Genomic DNA, 26,331 nt, shown 5'->3' with positions numbered 1-26,331 from the left:
AAAAAAGGCCGCACAAGGCGACCTTTTTTATATTTAGCAATTAGAAGCCAGTTTTTACAGCTTCAAGTAAAGCTGCTTGACGTTCTTTTAATGCTTTTGGTAAGCGCTCACCAAGTTTATTGAATAACTCAGTGTGGCTTTCAATTTCAGTAACCCACTGATCTTTATCTTGAGCTGTGATAAGGTCAAATTCTTCTTTAGAGAATTCAGTACCTTCCCAGTTCAAGTCATCGTAAGTTGGAACAAGACCAATTGGTGTTTCAACAGCGTTTGCACGACCTTCACAACGGTCAATGATCCACTCAAGAACACGCATGTTTTGACCGAAACCAGGCCATACGAAGTTGCCTTCAGCATCACGACGGAACCAGTTTACATTAAAGATTTTTGGTAATTTATTACCAGCAGCTTCAGCTTTTGTACTTACTTCTTGACCAAGGCTTAACCAGTGATCGAAGTAGTCAGCCATGTTGTAGCCAGCAAATGGAAGCATCGCGAATGGGTCACGACGAACGATACCTTGTTGACCAACAGCAGCAGCAGTAGTTTCAGAACCCATAGTTGCAGCTTTATAAACGCCATCAACCCAATCGAAAGCTTCAGAAACTAAAGGAACCGTATCTGCACGGCGACCACCGAAGATAAATGCAGAAATCGGAACACCTGCTGGATTTTCCCAGTCAGCATCGATAGAAGGGCATTGACCAGCAGCAACAGTGAAGCGCGCATTTGGATGAGCAGCCTTTTCACCATTTACGTGAGGTTGACCTTTCCAGTTAGTTAAGTTAGTTGGAATTTCTTTAGAAAGACCTTCCCACCATACTTGACCGTCATTAGTTACCGCAACGTTTGTATAGATAACATCTTTGTGAAGAGTTGCCATACAGTTAGGGTTAGTCTTGGTATTTGTACCAGGAGCAACACCAAAGAAACCAGCTTCTGGATTGATTGCGTATAGACGACCGTCTTCACCTGGTTTGATCCAAGCAATATCGTCACCTACAGTCTCAATTTTCCAGCCTTCATAGCCTGCTGGTGGAATTAACATTGCGAAGTTTGTTTTACCACATGCAGATGGGAATGCTGCAGCGATATAGTGTTTTTCACCTTGTGGGTTAGTCACACCAAGAATAAGCATATGTTCAGCTAACCAACCTTGTTCGCGACCCATAACAGAAGCGATACGAAGTGCTAAACATTTTTTACCAAGTAATGCGTTACCGCCATAACCAGAACCGTAAGACCAGATTTCACGAGTTTCTGGGTAATGAACGATGTATTTTTCAGGGTTACAAGGCCATGCAACGTCTTTTTGCCCTTCAGCAAGTGGAGCACCTACGGTATGAATACAAGGAATAAATTCGCCGTCTGTACCTAATACGTCATAAACTGCTTTACCCATACGTGCCATTTTACGCATGCTAACAGCAACATAAGGAGAGTCAGTTAACTCGATACCGATATGAGCAATATGGCTTCCAAGTGGACCCATAGAGAAAGGCACAACGTACATTGTACGACCTTCCATTGATCCTTCAAACAAACCATTTAACTTTTCACGCATAACAGCTGGTTCTTCCCAGTTGTTTGTCGCGCCAGCATCTTCTTTCTTTTGAGAGCAGATGTAAGTACGATCTTCAACACGCGCAACGTCAGATGGGTCAGAATTTGCAAGATAAGAACCAGGATGTTTTTCTTGGTTTAACTTCTGCATGGTGCCGTTAGCGATCATCAAGTCGATTAGACGTTGATACTCTTCTTCGCTTCCGTCACACCATTCGATTTTTGCTGGTTTGGTTAAGTTTGCAATTTCTTCAACCCATGCGATAAGCTTAGGATGACGAACGAATTCTGGTGCGTTCACTGTGGTCATGGTGAGGCCTATTCAAAATATGTACAACGTACAAGTCATTCATTGAGGTACAATGAAAGATCAAATAAAAAAGTGGCTGTATTAAAGCACAAAATCATAAAAAAAATAAGACTAAAGAATAAGAAATAAATATTTTGATTTTTTATTTTTTTTAATTTAAATCATATGCTTATTGTTTTTTGACGTATTTTATTCTTTACATTTTTATGTTGTATGTGTGTTATTTATATTATTTATTTTTTTTAAAATCAATAACTTGATGTTTAAATTTTTCTTGAGAATTATTATTGATTAAACAAATGATCATCATTCGAAATTTACATAAAGAGACTTTTATTAGGCGATTTTCTATACAAAATACAAGGTGAATCCTCTTTAAGATAATAAAAATGCGGACTTTAAAACCTCTCTCAATCATCTATAACCAGAAGTCGGGTTTTCATGCTTCAAAACATGAAGATATGTATGAACAATTAATGACTGTACTCACCGAATTTGGGTTTGAAATACAAGTTTTTGAATTAGCGGAAGATATTTCATTTGATGATTTAATGGATAAAGTGATTCATCGGCATAGTCAAAACGCGAATTTAGGCGTTGTGGTAGCAGCAGGTGGGGACGGGACTTTAAATGCAGTAGCATCAAAACTTCGACATACCAATATTCCTATGGGAATTTTGCCTTTGGGGACTTTTAACTACGTCGCTAAAGTTTTAGATATTCCTTTAGATTTGTTAGAGGCGGCTGAAGTTATTGCTACAGGTACACCCCGTTCTGTACATATTGCGACTATTAATGACCATGTTTATTTGAATAATGCGAGCCTAGGCCTTTATCCATTGTTTATAAAAAAACGTGAGCTCTACAATAAATACTTAGGACGTTTACCTTTACATGCCTATACCTCGGCTTTAGATGTTTTATTAAGAGAAAATAAATCTATGAAACTTTCCGTCACAGTTGATGGAAAAAAATATCCAGTCAAAACCCCTCTAATTTTCTTTGGTAATAATCAACTTCAACTATGTGATATGAAATTAAGAATTGCTGATTGTGCTGCACAGGGGAGAGTCGCTGGAGTAGTTATTACAAAAAGTGATAGGCTTAGTTTATTACATATGCTTTGGCAATGGATTCAGGGAAAGGTTGAAGAGACAAAAGATGTTTATAGTTTTTGTGCTGATCATGTCATTGTTGAATGTGCAAAAAAATCAAAACTTACTGTAGCTTTAGATGGTGAAATATTAGAGATGAAAACACCATTAAATTTCACTGTAGAAAAGAATGCTTTAAATATTATGGTGCCTAATGTTATTACATCTGTCTGATTTGCATTTTGGAACAGAAATTGAGGCCTGTTTAGATGCAATTCGGCTTTTTTGTACCGAACATAAACCTGAAGTTATTATAGTGAGTGGAGATATTACTCAGCGAGCCAGATATCAACAGTTTTATAATTGTCGTCAGTTTTTAGATAGTCTTAATATTCCTTATCTTGTTGTGCCTGGTAATCACGATATTCCGTTGTACCATGTCTGGAACCGTTTTTTCTCACCATTTACTCGCTATCAATATTTTTTTGGCCAGCTTGAACCAACTTTAGAAACTGAACATTTCTATATTGTTGGCGTAAACAGTATACGCCGCCGTTATCATACGCGTGGACATATTTCGATTGAGCAAATTCAAACTACATATGAGCGATTACAGCAAGGGCCAGAGAATAAAATCAAATTAGTTGTTTTTCATCAGCCTTTTTATACCCCGCCTGATGATGAGCATGGTATTAAAGATTGTCCCGTATTAGGAAAAATGGCTCTCGAAAAATGGAGTACGACTGGGCTATTTGGTATGTTACATGGGCATCTGCATAAAACAGCTGTATATGATTTAACGCAAATTTATCAATTAGAAATAGATCATCCTATTTATGATATTCATGCAGGAACAGCCACATCTAGCCGTTTGCATTATCATGTTCCAAATAGTTTTAATGTCATTTCAAATGAAGGGAAAGTTAATCATTATTGGTTTAATTATGATTTAAAGATTTTTCAAGTAATTTAATTTATAAAAATTATATAAGACATTTAACTTAAGAGTAGATTGATAAAATTTTATCCATTACAATGCCTAAGCTTTAAATTCTATATATGGGGAATAGGAAAACATTTTAAATGTTTTATCATTTTAAAAATAATATTAATGGATACATAAAAATTTTTAACTATATAAAAAGCCGTGTTTTTAACTAGCTATAATAAGGGTTTTAGTATTTTATGAAATTTAATAATATTTTATAAGATGAGTATCTATTGACTTAATATTTTAGAAAAACTTAATAATTATTTAAAATTTCATGGTGGATAAATGGTACAAGTATCATTAATGGCAAATAATGCTTCAAAAAATAATACAGTTGATATTGATGTAGGCCAGACAAAAACTATTGTAGTAGATCCTAAAGAAATCGCAAAAATCGATATAAGCCCAGAAAAAATTGCCTCAATAACAAGAGAGGGAAATAATGCAATTATTCATCTAAAAGATGGAACTGAAATTATTTTAGAAAACTATTTTATTAGTGAAAATCCGCAAATTCTTTTAAATGAAGGGCAGAGTTATTGGACTGCCAGTTTAGGTGAAGATGCTACTGGGCAGACTACTGTTAATTATTTAGAAGTAAAAGATGCACCAAAAATTATAGACTCTTCATCTTCTGTACCTCTCTGGACTGGGGTGGTCAGTGCTTTAGCGGGCGCAGGAACAATTGCTTTATTGTCAAGGAAAGATCCTAAAGACACGACGCCTCCTGAGTCAGGTAATTTGATTCTCAAAAATCTTTTAGACTCAGGCACCTCAACAACCGACCAGATCACTCAAGATAAAAACTTCACTTTAAAAATTGAGGGACAGGAAAGTGGAAGTCGAGTAACGTATTTGGTCTCTACCGATGATGGTAAGACGTGGCAAGAAACAACAGTAACTCAAAAAGATTTAGCGGATGGAAGTTATCTTTACAAAGCTATAGTAACAGACCGAGCTGGAAATACATCGGAAACCGCTATACAAAAAGTGGTTGTGGATACCACAGCACCCCAAGCAGGTGAACTGACTTTATCTGATTTGAGCGATACAGGCGTCTCAGCAACGGATCTGATTACGCAAGATCAAACTTTTGATTTAAAGATTAGCGGACAAGAAGTAAATAGCCAAATCACTTACTGGATATCGAAAGATGAGGGTAAGACGTGGCAGGAAACAACAGTAACTCAAAAAGATTTAGCTGATGGAAGTTATCTTTACAAAGCTGTAGTAACAGACGTTGCAGGTAATACCTCAGAAACTGCTATACAAAAAGTGGTTGTGGATACCACAGCACCCCAAGCAGGTGAACTGACTTTATCTGATTTGAGCGATACAGGCGTCTCAGCAACGGATCTGATTACGCAAGATAATAATTTTACTTTGGAGCTAACTCAACCAATTGTGATCGGCGAACAAGCTGCTTTACTAGACCACTATGAAATTTCGAAAGATGAAGGAAAAACTTGGCAGGAAACAACAGCTGAACAAAAAGATTTAGCTGACGGTATTTATCACTATAAAGCCGTAGTAACGGATCTTGCAGGCAATACCTCAGAAACCGCTGTACAAAAAGTGGTTGTAGATAATTCTTTAAATGTTGAATCAACTACAGTAACTGTAAAGCCGATTACTGAAGACAATACAATAAGTCTAGTTGAAAAAGATCAAGTTATTTCTATAAGACTGGACGTAGATAATCTACCAATAGATTTAAATAGCTCACTGACTTCAATAAATACGACATTAAATAATGTTGTTTATAACTTTCATTTTGATGAGCTAACCCAAGAATGGGTTGCTGAAATTCCAGCAGAGTTCTTGTGGTCAGAAGAATCGCAAACCAATATATCAATTGATATTAGCCTTACTGATCAAGCTGGCAATACAGCGATTATTAAACAGATTCAAAATTATAATGTAGATCATACTCCGAATTCACCAAAACTAGATTCTCTAACTTTTAATAATATAGATGGAGCTATCATTTCGGGTAGCGCATATAAAGGAAGTATAGTCGATATCTACAATAAAAATGGTGGTTGGCTTGCAAGTACAATAGCCAATGGAGAGGGGAAATTTACCTTAAAGAATCTTTCAATTAGCTCAAATGATGAGGTTTATGCAATTGCTACTTATAATGGATACAGCAGTGAAAATTCATCAATTGGACTAGTTACTGAAGTTCCAGCTCTTAGTATTTTACGAATTAGTCCAGAAGGTGTGATCACTGGTTATGCGACTGAAGGCAGTCATTTTATTGTAAAAGATCAGAATGGAAATATTCTACAAGAGTTTAACTCTATTGCATTTGAGAGCTCAGGTATTACACCTTTTAGTGTAATGGCATTAGGTGAAGTTAGACCATTTACTTTGTCCCTCGACCAACCTGTGAAGGAAGGTACTCAAATTATTATCTCTATAGATAAAGATAATGTTTCAGGCCATCCACAATATATTACTGCAGACTATACGCCCGCAGTATTTTTAGAAACTCCACAATTTGATATCAGTGGCGAAACTTTATCAGTACATGTCAATGAACCTAACAGCCTTATTCTTGTGTTTTCCGGAACAGGAAATCTAATCGCTAACGGTGTTACAGATGAACAAGGCTTTGCAAGTTTACCTGTGTTCCAATTTTTAAAAGAAGGTGAGTCGGTTACTGTACAAGTAGTAGATAAAAATCAAAATACGAGTGAAGCCCTAATCGAAGTTCCAAACTTTGCTTATATTCCATATGTTGAACGTATTACACAAGAAGGCTTAATTTCTGGGTTTGCTGAAAACAATAGTACGGTAATTGTGCGTGATGCTGACGGTAATGAATTAGGAAAGGTTACATTAGGTGATGACAATAGTTGGAATGAATTTAGTCATTTTAGCTTGAGTGTAAATAGACCTTTAATTGATGGAGAGCAAATTTCCGTTCAAATTATTGATAATAAAGGTCTGATGAGCCCTGAGCAGAATATTGTTGTAGATCTCACTCCTCCACCTATTCCAACAGATTTAAATTTCAATGATGCTGGTGATTTAGTTTATGGTCATGCAGAACCTTTCTCTGAAATTTTAGTTAAAGATGGACAAGGAAACATTCTTAATAAATGGTTCTGGAATAACTGGACCGACGAAAGTGGAAGTTTCTCGATAGAGCTCGGTATGTTTTTAACCAATGCCGAGACAGTTTATGTCACGGCTACCGATGTAAATGGAAATGTAAGTTTAGCTGCTCAGATACAGGCACCTAACTATGCTTTTGCCCCATATGTAGATAGCTTTACTTCGGACGGAGTAATAAGTGGGCAAGCTGAAAATAATAGTACTCTCATTGTTAAAGATGCCAAAGGGGAAATCGTAGCTGAAATTAAAGTCGGTGAAGATAATGGCTGGAATGGATCAAGTTATTTTAAACTCCAACTTGATCGCCCTCTTGTTGATGGTGAGCAGTTGTTCTTATCAATTAAGGATGCTCGTGGTCAAATAAGCACCGATACTGTAATTACTGCTGATACAGTTCCTCCTACACCAGCCAGTAATTTAGTTTTCTCAGAAGATGGTTCATATCTTACGGGTGTAGCAGAACTGAATACTACGATTCAGGTTTTTGATCATAATGGTCAACTCGTGAATATATGGGATAACACCATAAACTCGGACGGTACATTTACTATTTTCTTAGGTGGCAATAATTTACATGGAGAGGCATTCACGGTCACCGTTAAAGACCAAGCCGGAAATGTGAGTGAAGCTGTTTCAATAAATGCTCCACTTGATGATATTGCACCGGATCCAATTAAAAATATTTTACTTGATGCCAACGGTCAAAACTTTACAGCACAAGCAGAAGCAAATAGTCGGATTGAAGTTTTTGATTCATTAGGTAGTCAGACGGGTTGGGGCTCTACAGATAATGCGGGTAATGTCTCAGGCTTTTTCAGTCAAATCTATTTACATGGTGAAGAACTTACTTTTGTTGTCATAGATCGAGTTGGTAACCGAAGTGTTGAATTTAAGCTAAATGCTTTAATTGATACCATTGCGCCAAATTCAATTGAAAATATCATCTTCAACGAAGATGGCCACAGCTTTACAGCTCAGGCAGAAGCGGGAAGCTCTATTGATGTATTCGATCAGGATGGAAATAAGATTACTACTAGTTATACCGATAGCTTAAGTAATGTATTTGGTTATTTCCCGCAAGTTTACTTACATGGTGAGGAACTTACTTTTGTTGTAGTAGATCGAGCGGGTAACCGCAGTGCAGAGGTCAAGCAGAGTGCTTTGAATGACGATGCCGCGCCAAATCCGATTGAAAATATTGTATTAGATATCAATGGACAGAGCTTTACAGCTCAGGCTGAAGCGAATAGCCAGATTGAAATTAAAAATACCAATGGTGACATTATTGGTTATGGATCAGCAGATAGCACAGGCAATGTTTCTGGTTACTTGTATCAGGTCTATTTACATGGCGAAGAGCTTACTTTTGTTGTCGTTGACCGAGCGGGGAACCGTAGTACAGAAGTTAAGCAGAATGCTTTGATTGATGAGATTGCACCAAATCCGATTGAAAATATTGTATTCGACTCAAACGGTCAAAACTTTACGGCGCAAGCAGAAGCAAACACTCAAATTGAAGTCAAAAATGCTGCGGGTGAGGTCATAGGTTCAGGTTATGTAGATGGCGCTGGTAATGTGTCAGGTTATTTATATCAAGTCTATTTACATGGAGAAGAACTTACTTTTGTTGTCGTTGACCGAGCGGGTAACCGTAGTGCAGAGATCAAGCAAAACGCTTTAACTGATGATATCGTACCAAATCCAATTGAAAATATTTTACTTGATGCGAACGGACAGAACTTTACAGCTCAGGCAGAAGCAAACACTCAAATTGAAGTCAAAAATGCTGCGGGTGAGGTCATAGGTTCAGGTTATGTAGATGGCGCTGGTAATGTGTCAGGTTATTTATATCAAGTCTATTTACATGGAGAAGAACTTACTTTTGTTGTCGTTGACCGAGCGGGTAACCGTAGTGCAGAGATCAAGCAAAACGCTTTAACTGATGATATCGCACCAAATCCAATTGAAAATATTTTACTTGATGCGAACGGACAGAACTTTACAGCTCAGGCAGAAGTAAATACTCAAGTTGAAGTTAAAAATGCTGCAGGTGAGGTTGTAGGTTCTGGTTATGTAGATAGTGCTGGTAATGTCTCAGGATACTTGAATCAAGTTTATTTAAAAGGTGAGGAGCTCACTTTTGTTGTGATTGATCAAGCTGGTAATCGTAGCGTTGAAGTAAAACAAGCAGCCTTTCTTGATAATACGGCACCAGAAAATGCGACTAATTTAGTATTTAGCGAAGATGGTTCATATCTAACTGGTATGGCTGAGCCAAATGCTACGATTCAAATATTTGATCAGAATGGTCAATTGGTAAATCAGTGGAATAATAATGTTAATTGGGATGGAACATTTAACATCTCTTTATACAGTAACTACTTGCATGGCGAAGAGTTTAAGGTAGTTGTAGTAGATCGGGCTGGTAATTTGAGTGGTGGGGTTACTGTAAAAGCACCGCTTGATGATATTGCTCCTGTGGCTGCAAGTAATCTCACGTTTAGTGAAGATGGTTCATCCCTTTCTGGTGTAGCAGAGCCAAATACCTTCATCCAGATTTTTGATCAGAATGGTCAACAGGTGAATACGTGGAGTCAGAGTGTAAATGCTGATGGTACATTCACTATTTTCTTGGGTAGCTCTAATTTACATGGTGAAGAATTCACAGTTATTGTTAAAGATCGAGCTGGAAATGTGAGTGATGTTGTTTCAGTTAAGGCTCCATTTGATGATATTGCGCCAAATCCGATTAAAAATATTGTACTTGATCCGAACGGTCAAAACTTTATAGCGCAGGCAGAAGCAAATAGTAATATAGAAGTCAGAAATGCTGAGGGTGTGTTAATAGGTCATGGTTCTGCAGATAACGCAGGTAATGTGACAGGTTACTTCTACCAAGTTTATTTACATGGAGAAGAATTAACTTTCGTTGTCATAGATCGAATGGGCAATCAAAGTGTCGAACTTAAGTTCAATGCTTTGGTGGATACCATTACGCCAGATCCAATTGAAAACATCATCTTTGACGAAAATGGGCAAAATTTTACGGCACAAGCAGAAACCAATAGTTTTATTGGTGTCAAAAATGCTGCGGGTGAGTTTGTCGGTTATGGTTATGTCGATAGCACTGGTAATGTAACAGGCTATTTCAATCAGGTTTATTTAAAAGGTGAGGAACTCACTTTTATCGTTATAGATAAAGCAGGTAATCAAAGTGTCGAGTTTAAGCAAAATGCTTTAATTGATGATATTGCACCAAATCCGATTGAAAACATCATCTTAAATGAAAATGGTCAAAACTTTACAGCGCAAGCGGAAGCAGATAGTCGAATCGAAGTTAAAAATGCTGTTGGTGAGGTTGTAGGATCTGGTTCAACCGATAGCATGGGTAATGTTTCTGGTTACTTATATCAGGTCTATTTACATGGCGAAGAGCTCACTTTTGTTGTCGTTGACCGAGCGGGGAACCGTAGTATAGAGGTCAAGCAGAATGCTTTGATTGATGATATCGCACCAAATCCGATTGAGAATATTGTGCTCGACTCACGCGGTCAAAACTTTACGGCGCAAGCAGAAGTAAATACTCGGATTGAAGTCAAAAATGCTGCGGGTGAGGTGATAGGTTCTGGTTATGTAGATGGTGCGGGTAATGTGTCAGGTTATTTTAATCAAGTCTATTTACATGGAGAGGAATTAACTTTCACCGTTGTAGATATAGCAGGTAACCGAAGTATTGAGGTTAAACAAAATGCTTTAATTGATGATGTCGCACCGCCAGCTGCTGCAAATATTACATTAACCTCCGACGGATTGCTTTTTGGTGAGGCTGAGCCAAATGCAACGATTGAAATTATTGATCAATATGGTGCAGTTATCACAACAATGTATGTTGGATATGATGGAAAATTTTATCAATGGATCAATCTGAGCCAATATCAGACACAAAATTTGAGTATTGTTGTCAAAGATATTGCTGGCAACCGAAGTGAAGTTGCTCATCAGTTAGTACCTGTATTTACGAACTCACCAATTGCTGCAACAGAGCTAAAATTGGATGTAAATGGCCATATTCTTACAGGTAAGGCGACAGCAGGAATGACGATTGTTGTCACATCTACTGATGGTCAAAGCATTAATTGGGGGTGGAACAGTGTCGTGAACGAAGATGGTAGTTTTGCTATTGAGTTAAATGACTATTATCTAAAGGGACAGATATTACAAGTTCGAGTTTATGACCAGAATACCAATCAATATAGCCCAATCTCTGAAATTATTGCGCCTTTAGACAATATTGCTCCAGTGATTGACGATGTGGTGATTAGTAATTATGGAGATAGTGTCACTGGATGGGTTGATTCAAAAGCAACTATTAAGATAATAGATGCGGATGGGGATGTAAGAGCCGAGTTCCAAACAGATATGTCTGGAAATTTCAATGTTAGTATTTATCCACCCCTATTACGTGGAGAGCAGTTATTTATCACGGCAATCGATTTAGCCAAAAATATAAGTACCCCACTTAATATTACTTTTAATCCAGACTCTAATGCACCACCATCCGTAGAACACGTCTTTGTATCTGAAAATGGTTTCTTTATTGAGGGAACAGCTTCACTAAATAGTGAGGTGCGGATTTTTGATGTCCATAATAATGCTATTGCCAGTGGCTATGTAGATGAAGTAGGACACTTTAATATTCCGTTATACCCACCTCAGGCGAATGGACAAATTTTACGCATTGTTGTGGAACAAAATGGCTATCAAAGTGCGTATACCGACATTAAAGCACCTATAGACATCGTCGCGCCAAATGCAGCAACTCAGCTTGTTTTAGCAGATGGAAATATACTTTCAGGGCAAGCTGAAGCATATTCAACTGTTAATATTTTTGATGCTGATAACAATCAGATTGGTCAGACCACTGCCGGAAGTAGCGGTACTTTCTTGGCACAATTATGGTCACAATATTGGCATGGGGAAACATTAACGGTAAAAGTAGTGGATGCCAATCAAAATGAGAGCGCAGGTACAACGATTGTTGCTACAACTGATACAACAGCACCGAATGTAGCCACGCAGCTTGCCATAAATGAATGGGGTAGGCTGCTGGTAGGTCATGCCGAAAGCAATGCTACTGTTGAAGTCACTTATTATTTTGCTGATCAAGAACCTTCTGTAACGAATACTACCGTCTTGGCAGATGGAACTTTCTCTATCGATGCCTATGTAAATACAACATCATTTGACCTTACTGTTATTGATCGTGCTGGAAATCGTAGCGAAATCATTAATCAAGTAATTAATGATTTACCGAACATAACCATTGATCAGTTTAAAGGTGATGCTACTGATAATACTTATGTAGTTGATCATGAGAGTGATTTTATTCAAGAGTATACGGTTGATATTATTGAGATACTTGAGGAAGTCTGGGTAGATACCAGTTATTACGAAGAGCAATGGGTAATTTCTGGCTATACTGATCATATATGGGTAGATACAAGCCATTTTGAAAATGTTTGGATAGATACAAGTTATTCCCAAGATATTTGGATTGATACTAGCTATTATCAAGATACATGGATCGTTGATGGCACAAGAGATGTTTATACCGATCAAAATGGAGTAAACTACTATTTAGATGATGATTCGTATAATCAATATGTGAATAATTATTATGATTATAATTTAAATCAGTGGCAGTCAGGATATGGACTAACGGGTCCTTATACTGAAGAGACTGGACATTTTGAACAACAGCTCATTCAAGATGGGCATTATGAATCTCAATGGATTGAGCAAGGCTATTATGAGCAACAATATGTGTTTGATGGTCATAATGAAGAGACTTGGATAGATACGAGTCATTACGAAAATGTGTGGGTTCAAAGTGGTTATTTGGGAACACAACCAGTTGGGTCTGAACCTAAAGATCTAGATTTAGGAGGACATGATAAAATTATCAGTTCTGTTAATTACAGTTTGGTTGGTTTATATCAAACAGTAAATGATCCCATGACCGTAGATTCGTTTTTGGAAAGTGGTCGTTATGTTGAAGACTTGGAGCTGGTTGGTTCTGCCCATCTAAATGCAACAGGTAATGCTTTAGATAATCTTTTAACAGGTAACTCTGGTAATAACGTTTTGAATGGGCGTGAAGGTAACGATACGTATATGACTAATGAAGGTACCGATACCATTCTGTTCCAATTGCTAAATAGCCAAGATGCGACAGGCGGAAATGGACATGACACAGTGTTAGATTTTACTTTAGGTGATGTAAGAACTGACCTCCAAGCTGACAAAATTGATTTAAGTGAACTATTAATTGACTATTCTAAAGATGTGACCACATTAGCGAAATTTATTAATGTAGAGCAAGATGCTGGAAACACGACTATTAGTCTTGACCGAGATGGAGAAGGTACAAGGTTTAGTAGTGTGTCATTGATAACTTTAAATCAGATAAATACAACATTAGATGAATTGTTGAATAACCAGCAACTCTTTGTTTAACATTAAAATTTATCTTTATAAAAGAGGCTGTGAAAATAGCCTCTTTTATTTTGTGCTTTAAATTTAATAAAAACTCTTCACAACCTGTTAAAAAATGACCAAAAAAGATAAGTTTTTTTTCATTTTCCCCTTGAAGCCTTTTTTTTCATCCCCACAAAAGTGACATCTAAATATTTTGTTATTGCTCTGGATTAAAGCAATAACGATTAATCAAAAAGACTTAGTCTGATGGAGTTAATTATGAGCAACATTCGTCCATTACATGATCGCGTTGTAATTCGTCGCGTAGAAGAAGAAACCAAAACTGCTGGTGGTATTTTACTTCCAGGTTCTGCTGCTGAAAAACCATCTCAAGGTGAAGTAATTGCAGTTGGTAATGGTCAAATCACTGAGAATGGCGTACGTGCTTTGGATGTTAAAGTTGGTGACAAAGTATTGTTTGGTACTTATGCAGGTACAACAGTGAAAGTAAGTGGTGAAGAACTCTTAATCATGAAAGAGTCAGACATTTTAGCTGTGTTGGAAGGCTAATCAATCCATAACTCAATTCATTATCAGATTCAGTATTTAAAAAGATTCGGAGTTTAATATGTCAGCTAAAGACGTAAAATTTGGTGATTCAGCTCGCTCAAAAATGATTGCAGGCGTAAACGTACTTGCAGATGCGGTTAAAGTGACTTTAGGCCCTAAAGGTCGTAACGTAGTGATTGACCGTTCTTTCGGTGCTCCGCACATCACTAAAGACGGTGTAACTGTTGCTAAAGAAATTTCTTTAAAAGACAAGTTTGAAAACATGGGTGCTCAACTTGTTCGTGAAGTTTCTAGCAAAACTAACGACATCGCTGGTGACGGTACTACAACTGCAACTGTACTTGCTCAAGCAATTTTAAATGAAGGGATCAAATCTGTAACTGCAGGTATGAACCCAATGGATTTAAAACGTGGTATCGATATCGCAGTAAAAACTGTAGTTGAAAATATCCGTTCAAATGCAAAACCTGCTGATGATTTTAAAGCGATCGAACAAGTTGGTTCTATCTCTGCTAACTCTGATACTACTGTTGGTAAACTTATCGCTCAAGCGATGGAAAAAGTAGGTAAAGAAGGCGTAATCACTGTAGAAGAAGGTTCTGGCTTCGAAGACGCATTAGACGTTGTAGAAGGTATGCAGTTTGATCGTGGTTATATCTCTCCGTACTTTGCAAACAAGCAAGATACTTTAACGGCTGAGCTTGAAAACCCGTTCATCCTTCTTGTTGACAAGAAAATCGGCAACATTCGTGAATTGATTTCTGTTTTAGAAGCAGTTGCGAAAACTGGTAAACCACTTCTTATCATCGCTGAAGATGTTGAAGGCGAAGCGCTTGCTACACTTGTTGTAAACAACATGCGCGGTATTATCAAAGTATGTGCTGTTAAAGCTCCTGGTTTCGGTGACCGTCGTAAAGCAATGCTTCAAGACATCGCAATCTTGACTGGCGCAACTGTTATTTCTGAAGAAGTTGGTATGTCTTTAGAACAAGCAACTCTTCAAGATTTAGGTACTGCACACAAGATCACTGTTTCAAAAGAAAACACTGTAATTGTTGATGGTGCTGGTGATGCAGCTGCTATTGCTGAGCGTGTTCAGCAAATCCGTGCTCAAATTGAAGAATCTTCTTCAGAATACGACCGTGAAAAATTACAAGAACGTGTTGCTAAATTAGCAGGCGGTGTTGCTGTAATTAAAATCGGTGCGGCAACTGAAGTTGAAATGAAAGAGAAGAAAGACCGCGTAGACGACGCACTTCATGCAACTCGTGCAGCAGTTGAAGAAGGTGTGGTTGCTGGTGGTGGTGTTGCGCTAGTACGTGCTGTAAATGTATTAGACAACCTAAAAGGTGCTAACGAAGATCAAACAGCGGGTATCAATATTTTACGCCGCGCGATTGAAGCTCCACTTCGTCAAATCGTTTCAAACGCTGGTGATGAGCCATCTGTAGTGATTAATGCAGTTAAAGCGGGTGAAGGTAACTTCGGTTATAACGCTGCAACTGGCGAATATGGCGATATGTTAGAAATGGGTATTCTTGACCCTGCTAAAGTAACTCGTTCTGCACTTGAACACGCTGCTTCTGTAGCTGGTTTAATGTTAACTACAGAATGTATGATTACTGACATTCCAGAAGATAAACCAGCTGTTCCAGATATGGGCGGTATGGGTGGTATGGGCGGAATGATGTAATAACGCATCAACGCTTTAACCAAAAAATCCCTGCTTATGCAGGGATTTTTTATTTTTAAGTGATTTTAAGAAATAGTTAAGTTCAATAACTTATATTAAAAAACAGGAACAGCAGCTAGAAGTTCCTCTTTGTTACAGCCATGCTTATTTACTTATAAGCATGGTTTTTTTTATCCTAATAAAATAAACAACCATGTAATCGCAATGATAGAAAGTGCAACAAATTGAGCTGCACTTCCCATATCTTTTGCATTTTTAGAAAGCTGATGTTTTTCAAGAGAAACTCGGTCAACGACTGCTTCAATAGCCGAATTGAACAATTCAACGATCATTGCAAATAGACATACAATAATGAGTAAGACGTGTTCACTGCGGGTTACGTCAAGAAAAAAACTAACTGGAATTAAAATAAGATTAATCAAAACAATTTGACGGAAAGCTGCTTCATTTTTATATGCTGCTTTAAATCCGGAAATCGAGTAGCCCGTTGCATTGAGTATGCGTTTAAGACCACTTTTACCCTTATAAGGAGAATAGCTATTCATTTACTTATATTTCTGACACATTTCATGCATTATATAATTTGGGTCTTAAAAAATTATTAAATCTTTTTAAAGATTTTGACTTTATAACTGAATAGAGAAGAAGAGATGAAAAAAATTTGTGTAGCTTTGAGTCTTGCATTTTGTAGCATGCATGCTGCGTATGCCGAGCAAACTCTTACTCAACAAGTACCTGGATATTATAAGCATCAATTCGGAAAATACCGGGTAACGTCTTTACTTGATGGCACGATTTATCTAAATCCTAACTTGTTTAAAAATTTAAATCAGACTGAGAAAACTAAAATATTAACTAAATATGCTGCTGTGAATGAGAAGGGTATTCAAACTTCGGTCAATGCATTTTTAGTAGATGATGGTAAGAGTTTAACGCTTGTTGATAGTGGGGCAGCAAGTTGTTTTGGCCCACAATTGGGTTCGATTGCAAAAAATATTGAATTGGCAGGTTATCAACTTGCTAATGTAAAAACAGTGTTGCTCACACATTTACACCCAGACCATGTATGCGGAATTGCTCAAAATGGGAAAGCCGTATTTCCTAATGCAACCGTTTATGCACATGAACGCGAAGCTGATTATTGGTTAAATCCTGCTTCTGAAAGGATAGTACCAGCAGACAAAAAAGAAAATTATTTGGGTACTGTTAAAAATGTAAAAACTGCTCTTGCTCCATATCAAGCAAAAAAAGCATTCAAGACATTTAAAGATGGTGATGTTATTCAAGGTTTTGAAGTGATCGATACGCGCGGTCATACACCTGGGCATCATAGCTTTCGCTTAAAGAGTAATGATCAGCAAATTATTTTTGTTGGAGACATTGTTCATTCACATTCTTTGCAGTTTGATGCTCCAAAAACTGGTGTGGATTTTGATGTGAATTCTGAGCAGGCGATTAATACCCGTTTAAAAATGTTCGCTGAAATTTCAAATAAACAGCAATGGGTCGCAGCACCACATTTACCATTCCCAGGCATTGGCCATGTTTATAAAGTAAATGCTGAGCAATATCAGTGGATCCCACTTTATTTTGATAATGTTGTAGAGAAATAAAAAAACAGGGCATTTATTGCTCTGTTTTTTATTAAAAATTTTAATTATTTTGCGGCTTTTTCATAATTAATAACGGCTTCACGGCCAAGTGCTGGGTCATCTGTAAAGACTCCATCAACACCTGCTTTGAAGTAGGCTTCAAACTCTTTTAAAGCACCAGTTGGGCAGCGCTCAGCTGGTTTATCTTGACTACATTTTAAAGGCTTTGGTAAGAAATTATTTTCTGGACGGAAAGTATAAGGATGTACTTTTAAGCCAGCTTTATGCGCATCAGAAATAAACGAAGTCGTTTGAACTGAACCTTTGTCATTAAAGTTTAGAATATAACCTTTACTTGGTCCTACACCGTTTGCATACTTAGCAACATCTTTTAAGCCTTCTGCTGTGGCTAAATCAGCATAAGTTTTAGTTTCACCAGATTCAACGAAGTCGGCTGGTTGCGAAGTTTTAGCGTCATATAATTGAATAATTTGTGCATATTTAAGTGTCTTATGAAGATCAAGCTCTCTTTTTAAATCTTTTAAGTTTTGAACTTCAAAAGACTGTAAATAGACAGGTGCAATATCACGTGTATATTTATATTTGGCTAAGGTTTTAAGAAGGGTATCTTCCATTGCCAGATTATGATTTTTAAAGTAAGTCGGATGTTTAGTCTCAATATATAAGCCAATAATTTTTCCCGTTTTTTTATAATTTGCTTCTGCCAGCTCAATCACTTGTTCTAGAGTCGGGACAGGGTAGAGATCATTATAAGCTGTGTTTGCAGGTCGGAACTCTGGAATACGTTCACGCGCTTTAAGCTGCTGTAATTCACTTAAAGTGAAGTCCTCTGTAAACCAACCTGTTAGGTCTTTACCATCAATATTTTTTGTTGTTTTACGGTCTGCAAACTGAGTTAACGTACTTACATTGGTTGTTCCACCAATCTCATTTTCATGACGAGTAACTAACACGCCGTCTTTTGTAGACACTAAATCTGGTTCAATAAAATCCGCCCCATCATCAATGGCTTTTTGATACGAAGCTAAAGTGTGTTCAGGACGTAAAGCGCTAGCGCCACGGTGCCCAATCACTAAAATCTTAGGAAGTTGATACTCTGGTGTAGTTGGTGTGTTTTCAGTTTTATCATCGTCATTACAACCAACCAAGCTAATTAAACTTAAGCATAAAATTGCTCTTTTAAACATAATTCTACTCATATTGTTTTAGTTGAAACGGCTCTAGTCTGCTTATTGAGTTTGACGTGATCATGAAGAATTCATGAATTTTCAGTGACACTTGTTAAAACCTTCTTTATGGGTTTGTAGGAAATAGCCCTTCCTGCTTTGTTTTTGTCCTAATTGCATTTATTGTGTTAATTCTACTTGTCTTTTATATATCGCTCGTTGATGATCAAGATGCCGAATTCGGTATTGCCACCTGTTAATTGACGATTTAATTCTGAGCAGCCATGCTATCTAAATTTTTTATTCAGCGCCCTATTTTTGCCAGTGTACTTGCAATTATTGTTATGGCATTTGGTATTTTCTCGGTACTGAATTTGCCAGTAGAACGCTATCCCGATATTGCACCTCCAAAAATTACAGTATCGGCAAGTTATAGTGGGGCAGATGCACAAACGGTTGAGCAAAGTGTTACTCAGATTTTAGAACAGCAAATACAAGGTATTGATCACTTACTTTATTTTAGTTCTACCAGTGACTCGTCGGGACGTAGCCGAATTACCATTAGTTTTGATAATGGAACAAATCCAGATACGGCACAGGTACAAGTACAAAATAGCATTAGTGGCGTGATAAGACGTTTACCAGATGAAGTACAACGTCAAGGGGTGACGGTAAGTAAGTCTCTGGGCGATACTTTCATGGTAGTAGGTTTATATGACTCGACTGGTAAAGCGGGGAATATTGAGCTATCAGACTATTTAACGACACACGTGGTCGATAACCTGAACCGTATTGAAGGGGTGGGTGAGTCTGATGTCTTTGGTTCGCAATATGCAATGCGAATCTGGTTAAACCCTGATAAATTAAAACAATATAATTTAATGCCAAGTGATGTTGCCAGTGCAATCACCGCTCAAAATACCCAAGTGGCTGCGGGTGCAATTGGCGATTTACCTGTTATTGATGGGCAATATTTAAATACTAAAGTTACAGCTGGTTCTCGACTAAAAACAGTTGAAGATTTTAAAAATATTGTGGTGAAAGCCAATCAAACAGCGAGTTATGTCTATTTAAAGGATATTGCTAGAGTCGAGTTGGGTGCAGAAAATTATCAGTCTTTTAATACCATTAATGGCTATCCAGCCGCTGGTTTAGGTATTTCGTTATCTTCGGGCGCAAATGCCATTCAGACCTCTAAACTCATCCATCAAACTCTAGATCAGCTGACAACTAAATTGCCTGCGGGTTATAAAATTGTTTATCCACGAGATAACACGCCGTTTGTTCAAGAGTCGATTAAGGAAGTCGTAAAGACCCTTATTGAAGCCATTATTTTAGTTATTTTGGTAATGTTCTTGTTCTTGCAAAGCTGGCGCGCGACACTCATTCCGAGTATTACCGTTCCAGTTGTTATTTTAGGAACTTTTGCTGTTTTATATGTGCTCGGTTTTAGTATTAACACCTTAACCTTATTTGCATTGGTACTCGCCATTGGCTTGTTAGTGGATGATGCGATTGTAGTCGTAGAAAACGTTGAACGGCTTATGCATGAACAGCACTTAACACCCAAAGAAGCTGCGATTGAGTCAATGGGCGAAATTAGTGGTGCTTTAATTGGGATTACATTGGTATTAACTGCTGTTTTTATTCCAATGTCTTTTTTAGGTGGCTCAATTGGGGTGATTTACCGCCAGTTTTCCATTACCTTAGTTGCCGCTATGGCGTTATCGCTCGTCGTTGCCTTAGTGCTTACACCTGCGTTATGCGCTTTAATTTTAAAGCCTAATCCAGAGCCTATGCGTTGGGCGGTTTGGTTTAACCAAAAAATTGATCAACTTAAAAATCAATATATAAAAATTGTCCAAACAAGCATTCGCTACAGTAAATCGGTTGTGGTCATTTTTGTGGCTTTGATCGCTGTGTTTATGCTGTTTTATAGCGGTTTAAAAAGTGGATTTATTCCCAAAGAAGATCAAGGCATTTTAAGTGTTCAAATTAAGCTTGTTGATAGTGCACCAATTTCGCAAAGTCAGAAAATTGGAGAACAAGTCCGTCAATACTTCTTAACCCAAGAAGATAAGAATGTGGATTTGGTTTTAATCCGCTATGGTCGAAATTATTCTGGTACAGGGCAGAACTTGGCACAAGGATTTATTGCTCTAAAACCTTGGGATGTACGTACTGATAAAGAAAATTCGGCTGACGCTATACAAAAGCGTGCGATGAAATATTTTAGTCAATTCAATAATGCACAAATTAATGTGACATTACCTGCTTCGGTTAATGGTTTGGGTCAAACCGATGGTATGGATTTATGGATTCAAGATTTAAATGGGCAAGGACAAGATTTTCTAGATAGCACCTTCCGTCAGTTGCAAACTCAAAGTAAAAATTATTCAACTTTTGAAAACTTTGATAAGCAATCAACCAATAGTAAAGCAAATCTCAATATCAAAATCGATCAGAAACAAGCATTAGCAAATGGTTTAGAACTCCCTGCAATTAACAACACTTTGTCGAGCGCATGGGGTGGAACATATGTGAATGACTTTATTGACCGTGGCCGTATTAAGCGTGTCATGATTCAAGGTGATGCCGAGTTCAGATCGAAACCTGAAGATTTATATAATTGGTCTGTACGTAATAACCAAAATGAAATGGTGCCTTTTAGTTCATTTGCTAACTTTAGTTGGGGTGGCGCTCCTGAAATCGTAAAACGCTATATGGGTTATAGCGCCTTGCAGTTACAGGCAGATGTTGCGAGTGGCAGCAGTTCAGGTCAGGCAATGAAAGATGTTGAACAACTTGTAAATCAGCAAAAAGATGTTGGTTTAGCTTGGACAGGTTTATCTTTTGAAGAACAGAAGTCGACAAATCAGGCCGTCTGGTTGTATTTAATTTCGGCAGGCTTTATTTTCTTATGTTTAGCCGCTCTATATGAAAGTTTGAGCATTCCAGCCGCTGTGATGACCTCTATTCCGCTAGGCGTCGGAGGAAGTGTCATTTTCTCTTATATTTTTGGACTACCAAATGATGTGTATTTCCAGATTGCACTGTTAACCACGATTGGTTTGTCATGTAAAAACGCAATTTTAATTGTTGAGTTTGCAGCCTTGGCTCAAGAAAAGGGTAAGAATGCCATTCAGGCGGCTTTAGAGGGCGCTAGCTTGCGTCTAAGACCGATTTTAATGACATCTTTAGCTTTTGGTGCAGGTGTGGTTCCTCTCGTGTTTGCTCAAGGTGCTGGGGCTGTGAGCCGTCAAGAAATCGGTATTAGTATTTTAGGTGGCGTGATGTTTGGTACGGTGCTGGTTTTATTCTTTATTCCAGTTATGTATGTGTTATTGCGTTCACTATTTAGATCGAAACCATCTAGTTAAAAGTAAACAATTTAAAAAAAGGCATTAAATCAAGTATATTAAGTTTAACTTCTCTTCATATATTTGATTTAGATGCCTCAAGAAAAAAAATTAACAGAGCAACAGGTCATCGCATTAGAACGAGACCTTGCCAAGTTTGCCACCATGATGGACAGCGCAGTGCGTATTCCTTTTACAAAGCAGGGCATCGGTGCCGATGCTGCACTGAGCACGATTCCAATTGCTGGTGATGTCGCAGGTTTTGTGCTGACGTGTTATGCGATTTATAAAGCTAAACAGATTGGTGTACCACAACATAAGTTAACTCCAGTTATCAAACTGGCAGTTGTAGATGCTGTAGTGGGTTTTGTTCCCGTTGCTGGGACTATTTTTGATATTTTTATACGTCCTAGTAGAAAAGCATTAGATGTGGTTCATACGCACATACGCGAAGAATATGCGATTCAGAGCGATATTCATGTTGTTCATCCATATTTGCATGAAAAACTCGAAAAGAAGCAGCAGCACTCAGCTTTCTGGCGTAATCCTGTGGTGAGCTGGTTATGGTTGCATATACCCGATTTATTAGGCGCGTTTGTACTACTTTTAATTGGCTTCGCTGTTTGGTGGGGTGCAAGTTATTTGTGGGGTCTCTATCAAACCATCTAATAAAAATAAAGCCTCACGTTGGAGGCTTTATTTTTTCACGTTAAACGTTTTATGGGCAATCTAATTGATGTAAAGCTGCCACACGTTGTTCAATTGTTGGGTGGGTTTGGAACAAAGCAGCTAAGCTAAAACCTTGTTCTTTACCTTCCGCAATTGCGAAAGCTTTCATTTCTTTTGGCATTTGATCTGGCATTTCAGTCTCAGCTTGTAGACGTAATAATGCAGAAATCATTGCTTGTTTACCTGCTAAACGTGCACCTGCTTCATCAGCACGGTATTCACGATAACGAGAGAACCACATCACAATGGCAGAAGCGAGAATACCAAAGACGATATCCAATACCATGGTAATAATGAAGTAACCCATACCAGGGGCTTCATCATCTTGACGACCAAAAACGTTACGGTCGATAAAGTCACCAACTACACGAGCAAAGAACATAACAAAGGCGTTCACGACACCTTGGATGAGTGCGAGGGTAACCATGTCACCATTCGCAACGTGACCAATCTCGTGCGCAAGCACAGCACGTAGCTCATCTTTGTTCATACGCTCAAGTAGACCAGATGAAACGGCAACTAAGGCATCATTTTTGTTCCAGCCTGTTGCAAAGGCATTGGATTGATATGATGGAAAAATACCAACCTCTGGCATGTTAATACCAGCGCGTTGAGAAAGTTCAGCGACTGTTTGCAATAACCAGCTTTCAGCTTGGTTACGAGGAGCATTCGGGTCAATCAGTTCTGTACCGGTCGTTTTCTTAGCCATCCATTTTGACATGAATAGCGAGATTAAAGATCCCACCATACCAAACACAAAACAGATCACTAAAAGGTTGCCTAGATTCAAGCCACCCGCGCCATGGTAACTACCGACACCGAAGAGTGACAAAATAATGCCAGCTACAACCAGTACCGCGAGGTTGGTAAGCAAAAACAAACCAATCCGCATCATTGAGAAAATCCTCTTATAAATAAAATGTTATCTGATTTACAAATTTTAAATCATGCAGCTAATATGCGGGGCTTAGGGGAAAAATTCAAGATAAAAATAAGGAATTGATACATTCTTTCACGAAGTAGAATGTACCGAAATTTAAAGAATAATTGGCTAAATTCGCCTAAATGGTAAGGATCAGGTAATAGATCATTACAATTTAAAGCACATAAACTTGACGGAATAAACCCTCAGTAAACGTTCTTACTCTATTCGGATATGTGCAATTGCTGTGGCATTGTTTGTGACATAAGTACCTGTAGGCGCATCAGTAAATGTTCCATTAGATAAAGTCACAATTTGACGAGAATTGGAATATTTAGGGGCTAGAACTGGAGTTTAAGTTAAGTTCATTAGATAAGAACTTACCGAAAGAAATATATCTGATAAAACGTAGAAATATAATATATAGATCATATTAATCTTGTTTTTTTTATTATTATCAATAAAATAGGATAGATATTCAAAAATAATTAATTTCGATAATTATCAATAGGAATACTATCAATAATGAAAAAATTGATTTTATTTACATTCGTAGCTTTATTTCCTATAAATGCTATGCCAGGGGTTATGTATGTCTATGAAAATTTAGATGGAAGTACTATGTTAACAAGTAAAAAAAGTCAAAATCCATCTATGAAACTAGTTCAAGCGAAGTTAACTAACAATCAATTAGTCTTTTATAAAAAAAACGAACTAGAATTTGAAAGAGAATATAAAAATTGGGTAAAAGCAGGTAAACCAAAACCAGCATTACTTATGCCAGAAGTAACCTCAAAAGAAATTGGTTTTACAGGTTATGTTATTTTTTCCTTATATGAAGGAAAAGGTCTAATTTCTAATACTCCATATAATACTGATTATACTTATAATACATATGATGATTGTATTAGTGAAGGAAGTCTTCATATAGCAGAATTTAAAAAAAGTTCAATGAATCGATTAAATCCTAATTACATTTATCCTAAGAATACAAGAAAAGAATATCACTATCGATGTGTTTCGGAAGTTGTTCCTATTACAAGAAAAGTTTTTAGCACCGCAACATTAAAAAAATGGGAAAAACAGGCAATTGAAGAAAAAGAACAAGAAGTAAATTCATTAAAAAAGGATTTATATGACTTAGAAGAGGCTGAAAAGGAGATTGAGTTTAACATACGTCAAAGAAAGAATGCCTCTCAAAGAACTATAAATAGTAATGGAAGTGATAAGATTAGTACTTCACAAGAATATGATGAGAATGAAAAATTAAAAAATAAAAGAAAAATAATTCAATTAACAGATGGAGCTTTTATTGATTCTAATTAATATTTTATGAAGCTTAATTTTAAGTTAAGCTTCTTAAATATGATCAATTAAAATATATTATACGAATATGTACATTTTAATTGATCATATTTTATATTTCATTATTCCTAATTGAATGAGATATTTGCAGATGCAATTGCTTTATCTGTAGAATAAGTCTTATTTTGTGCATAGCTAAAACTATTTCCTTGTTGAATAATCGCACGATTATTATGGGGTATTGGTGTTGGCTTAGTTTGATTTTTTATTAATGATGTATCATTTGCTAAAGTAATAGTATTGTTACTACTTGAATCCAAAATTGAAGAACCTACACCTACACCTGACGCATACAAATTTTGATATCGGCTGGTTACACGGCGCACGTAATCTTGTGTTTCACGAAAAGGTGGGATCCCGCCGTATTTATCAACATTACCTTCACCTGCATTGTAAGCAGCCAATGCCATTTGGGTATTGCCACCAAAACGTTTGAGTAACCAGCTTAAATATTTTGCACCTGCAAAAATATTTTGCTGAGCATCAAAGGCATTGGTCACGTTAAATCGACGTGCAGTCGCAGGCATGAGCTGCATAAGACCTTGCGCTCCGACTGGAGAGCGGGCATTGACATTAAATCCTGACTCGGTATGCATGACAGCCTTAATCAAGCCTTCAGATACACCATGTTGTAGAGCAGCTTGTTTAATAATATGGTCAAAAGCATTTTTATTTTTATTGTAGCTTGGCAGAACAGAGGCCTCTGACGCTCCCCAGTTTTTATAACTATGAATATTACTATCAGGGTAATAGGTCACTTTTACTTTTTTAAGTGAGTGATCATAACTTTTTTGGTTGGTGATCAATGTACTACCATTTTTATCTTGGTAGACATACATTTGGCCTGCTGAACTCGAAGTTATGCCGACCGTAAAAGTGGTCATCCCCAGCAAACAAGAAATAAGAAATTGAACCGAATTTTTCATTTTATGTTATTCACAATTTTAAGGTATTTAAAACTTGTCAAAGAGTTTATCAAAAAATATTACTTAAAGAACTTTTGTGTAATTTTTTTTATTTCGACTCTTTCAAAAAATCAAGCTGTTTTGTTCGAATGCTCATCAAAAAAAATTAAAAATTATTTTTAAAATGATTCTATTGACTTGAATAACATGTTGATATTAAAGGGTAAAAAACATTGGTTAAAAAATGATCAATTTAAATAAAACCCTTAACAGAAGGTCAAAACAGTTTGTCAAGTACGAAGAAATCCACAATTTTATCCACAGGTTTTGTGGAAAACTGTGGAAAAGTCCAAAAAGTAAGCATTTTGCACATTTTTTGAACGCTTCAGTCAAAAGTAGAGCATCACTTTTGCATCATGCATGAGCAATGTTACGGCTTCAAGAATTGAAA

The 26,331-nt window shown here is 37.1% G+C and carries 14 protein-coding genes and 1 pseudogene; 9 read left to right on the top strand and 6 right to left on the bottom strand.

Annotated elements, in window-relative coordinates; translation table 11 throughout:
* Nucleotides 1-40: 40 nt before the first annotated feature.
* The gene (locus ACT53H_RS04140; RefSeq protein ID WP_005307903.1) at nt 41-1,873 is read right to left on the bottom strand and encodes a phosphoenolpyruvate carboxykinase (GTP); all 1,833 of its coding nucleotides are present in this window, start codon (nt 1,871-1,873) and stop codon (nt 41-43) included.
* A 389-nt stretch (nt 1,874-2,262) separates the two neighbouring features.
* Here ACT53H_RS04140 and ACT53H_RS04135 point away from each other — a divergent pair, with 389 nt between their 5' ends.
* From ACT53H_RS04135 to groL, 5 genes are all read left to right on the top strand, one after another.
* Nucleotides 2,263-3,201 carry a diacylglycerol/lipid kinase family protein gene (locus ACT53H_RS04135; protein ID WP_476008676.1) on the top strand — a complete coding sequence of 313 codons (939 nt, stop codon included), beginning with the start codon at nt 2,263-2,265 and terminating at the stop codon, nt 3,199-3,201.
* Complete coding sequence (locus ACT53H_RS04130; protein WP_476008675.1) at nt 3,182-3,940, top strand: metallophosphoesterase family protein; 759 nt, start codon at nt 3,182-3,184, stop codon at nt 3,938-3,940. Before ACT53H_RS04135 ends, ACT53H_RS04130 begins: the two co-directional genes overlap by 20 nt.
* Before the next feature lie 303 nt (nt 3,941-4,243).
* Nucleotides 4,244-13,597 (top strand): Ig-like domain-containing protein, encoded by a 9,354-nt coding sequence (locus ACT53H_RS04125; protein WP_476008674.1) that lies wholly within the window; start codon nt 4,244-4,246, stop codon nt 13,595-13,597.
* Between the two features lie 240 nt (nt 13,598-13,837).
* Nucleotides 13,838-14,128 carry a co-chaperone GroES gene (locus tag ACT53H_RS04120; RefSeq protein WP_002120604.1) on the top strand — a complete coding sequence of 97 codons (291 nt, stop codon included), beginning with the start codon at nt 13,838-13,840 and terminating at the stop codon, nt 14,126-14,128.
* Between the two features lie 58 nt (nt 14,129-14,186).
* Nucleotides 14,187-15,821, top strand: coding sequence for a chaperonin GroEL (groL, locus tag ACT53H_RS04115; RefSeq protein WP_004790490.1), 1,635 nt, complete (start codon nt 14,187-14,189; stop codon nt 15,819-15,821).
* A gap of 170 nt (nt 15,822-15,991) precedes the next feature.
* On the opposite strand, the gene ACT53H_RS04110 is transcribed toward groL, so the two are convergent.
* Nucleotides 15,992-16,366 (bottom strand): diacylglycerol kinase, encoded by a 375-nt coding sequence (locus ACT53H_RS04110; protein WP_004790498.1) that lies wholly within the window; start codon nt 16,364-16,366, stop codon nt 15,992-15,994.
* Between the two features lie 105 nt (nt 16,367-16,471).
* On the opposite strand from ACT53H_RS04110, the gene ACT53H_RS04105 reads away from it, so the two are divergent.
* Nucleotides 16,472-17,434 carry an MBL fold metallo-hydrolase gene (locus tag ACT53H_RS04105; RefSeq protein WP_476008673.1) on the top strand — a complete coding sequence of 321 codons (963 nt, stop codon included), beginning with the start codon at nt 16,472-16,474 and terminating at the stop codon, nt 17,432-17,434.
* A 44-nt stretch (nt 17,435-17,478) separates the two neighbouring features.
* Here ACT53H_RS04105 and ACT53H_RS04100 read toward each other — a convergent pair whose 3' ends face one another.
* Entirely contained in the window at nt 17,479-18,621 is a 1,143-nt protein-coding gene (locus ACT53H_RS04100; protein ID WP_476008672.1) for a glycerophosphodiester phosphodiesterase, read from the bottom strand.
* A 263-nt stretch (nt 18,622-18,884) separates the two neighbouring features.
* Here ACT53H_RS04100 and ACT53H_RS04095 point away from each other — a divergent pair, with 263 nt between their 5' ends.
* Together ACT53H_RS04095 and ACT53H_RS04090 are read left to right on the top strand one after the other, a co-directional pair.
* On the top strand, nt 18,885-21,980 hold the full coding sequence (locus ACT53H_RS04095) for a multidrug efflux RND transporter permease subunit (RefSeq protein ID WP_476008671.1): 3,096 nt from the start codon (nt 18,885-18,887) through the stop codon (nt 21,978-21,980).
* 72 nt (nt 21,981-22,052) lie between these two features.
* Nucleotides 22,053-22,628, top strand: coding sequence for a DUF4112 domain-containing protein (locus ACT53H_RS04090; RefSeq protein ID WP_440202688.1), 576 nt, complete (start codon nt 22,053-22,055; stop codon nt 22,626-22,628).
* A 49-nt stretch (nt 22,629-22,677) separates the two neighbouring features.
* Here the strand turns inward: ACT53H_RS04090 and htpX are convergent, their stop codons facing one another.
* Nucleotides 22,678-23,583, bottom strand: coding sequence for a protease HtpX (htpX, locus tag ACT53H_RS04085; RefSeq protein WP_002118851.1), 906 nt, complete (start codon nt 23,581-23,583; stop codon nt 22,678-22,680).
* A gap of 246 nt (nt 23,584-23,829) precedes the next feature.
* Nucleotides 23,830-23,946, bottom strand: a pseudogene (locus ACT53H_RS04080) (lytic transglycosylase domain-containing protein); the annotation flags it as partial.
* A gap of 189 nt (nt 23,947-24,135) precedes the next feature.
* Here ACT53H_RS04080 and ACT53H_RS04075 point away from each other — a divergent pair.
* Complete coding sequence (locus ACT53H_RS04075; RefSeq protein WP_440202687.1) at nt 24,136-24,936, top strand: hypothetical protein; 801 nt, start codon at nt 24,136-24,138, stop codon at nt 24,934-24,936.
* Between the two features lie 107 nt (nt 24,937-25,043).
* Here ACT53H_RS04075 and ACT53H_RS04070 read toward each other — a convergent pair whose 3' ends face one another.
* The gene (locus ACT53H_RS04070) at nt 25,044-25,901 is read right to left on the bottom strand and encodes a lytic transglycosylase domain-containing protein (RefSeq protein ID WP_476008670.1); all 858 of its coding nucleotides are present in this window, start codon (nt 25,899-25,901) and stop codon (nt 25,044-25,046) included.
* Nucleotides 25,902-26,331 lie beyond the last annotated feature (430 nt).

The organism is Acinetobacter sp. DMC2, assembly GCF_056314305.1.
Note: the sequence above shows the minus strand (reverse complement) of the source record. Positions and strands in the feature narration are given on the sequence as shown.

Bases quoted from the DNA above. Each gene is read 5' to 3' on its own strand.
- ACT53H_RS04140 (WP_005307903.1), bottom strand. From the start codon at position 1,873: ATGACCACAGTGAACGCACCAGAATTCGTTCGTCATCCTAAGCTTATC.
- ACT53H_RS04135 (WP_476008676.1), top strand. From the start codon at position 2,263: ATGCGGACTTTAAAACCTCTCTCAATCATCTATAACCAGAAGTCGGGT.
- ACT53H_RS04130 (WP_476008675.1), top strand. From the start codon at position 3,182: ATGTTATTACATCTGTCTGATTTGCATTTTGGAACAGAAATTGAGGCC.
- ACT53H_RS04125 (WP_476008674.1), top strand. From the start codon at position 4,244: ATGGTACAAGTATCATTAATGGCAAATAATGCTTCAAAAAATAATACA.
- ACT53H_RS04120 (WP_002120604.1), top strand. From the start codon at position 13,838: ATGAGCAACATTCGTCCATTACATGATCGCGTTGTAATTCGTCGCGTA.
- groL (WP_004790490.1), top strand. From the start codon at position 14,187: ATGTCAGCTAAAGACGTAAAATTTGGTGATTCAGCTCGCTCAAAAATG.
- ACT53H_RS04110 (WP_004790498.1), bottom strand. From the start codon at position 16,366: ATGAATAGCTATTCTCCTTATAAGGGTAAAAGTGGTCTTAAACGCATA.
- ACT53H_RS04105 (WP_476008673.1), top strand. From the start codon at position 16,472: ATGAAAAAAATTTGTGTAGCTTTGAGTCTTGCATTTTGTAGCATGCAT.
- ACT53H_RS04100 (WP_476008672.1), bottom strand. From the start codon at position 18,621: ATGTTTAAAAGAGCAATTTTATGCTTAAGTTTAATTAGCTTGGTTGGT.
- ACT53H_RS04095 (WP_476008671.1), top strand. From the start codon at position 18,885: ATGCTATCTAAATTTTTTATTCAGCGCCCTATTTTTGCCAGTGTACTT.
- ACT53H_RS04090 (WP_440202688.1), top strand. From the start codon at position 22,053: ATGCCTCAAGAAAAAAAATTAACAGAGCAACAGGTCATCGCATTAGAA.
- htpX (WP_002118851.1), bottom strand. From the start codon at position 23,583: ATGATGCGGATTGGTTTGTTTTTGCTTACCAACCTCGCGGTACTGGTT.
- ACT53H_RS04075 (WP_440202687.1), top strand. From the start codon at position 24,136: ATGAAAAAATTGATTTTATTTACATTCGTAGCTTTATTTCCTATAAAT.
- ACT53H_RS04070 (WP_476008670.1), bottom strand. From the start codon at position 25,901: ATGAAAAATTCGGTTCAATTTCTTATTTCTTGTTTGCTGGGGATGACC.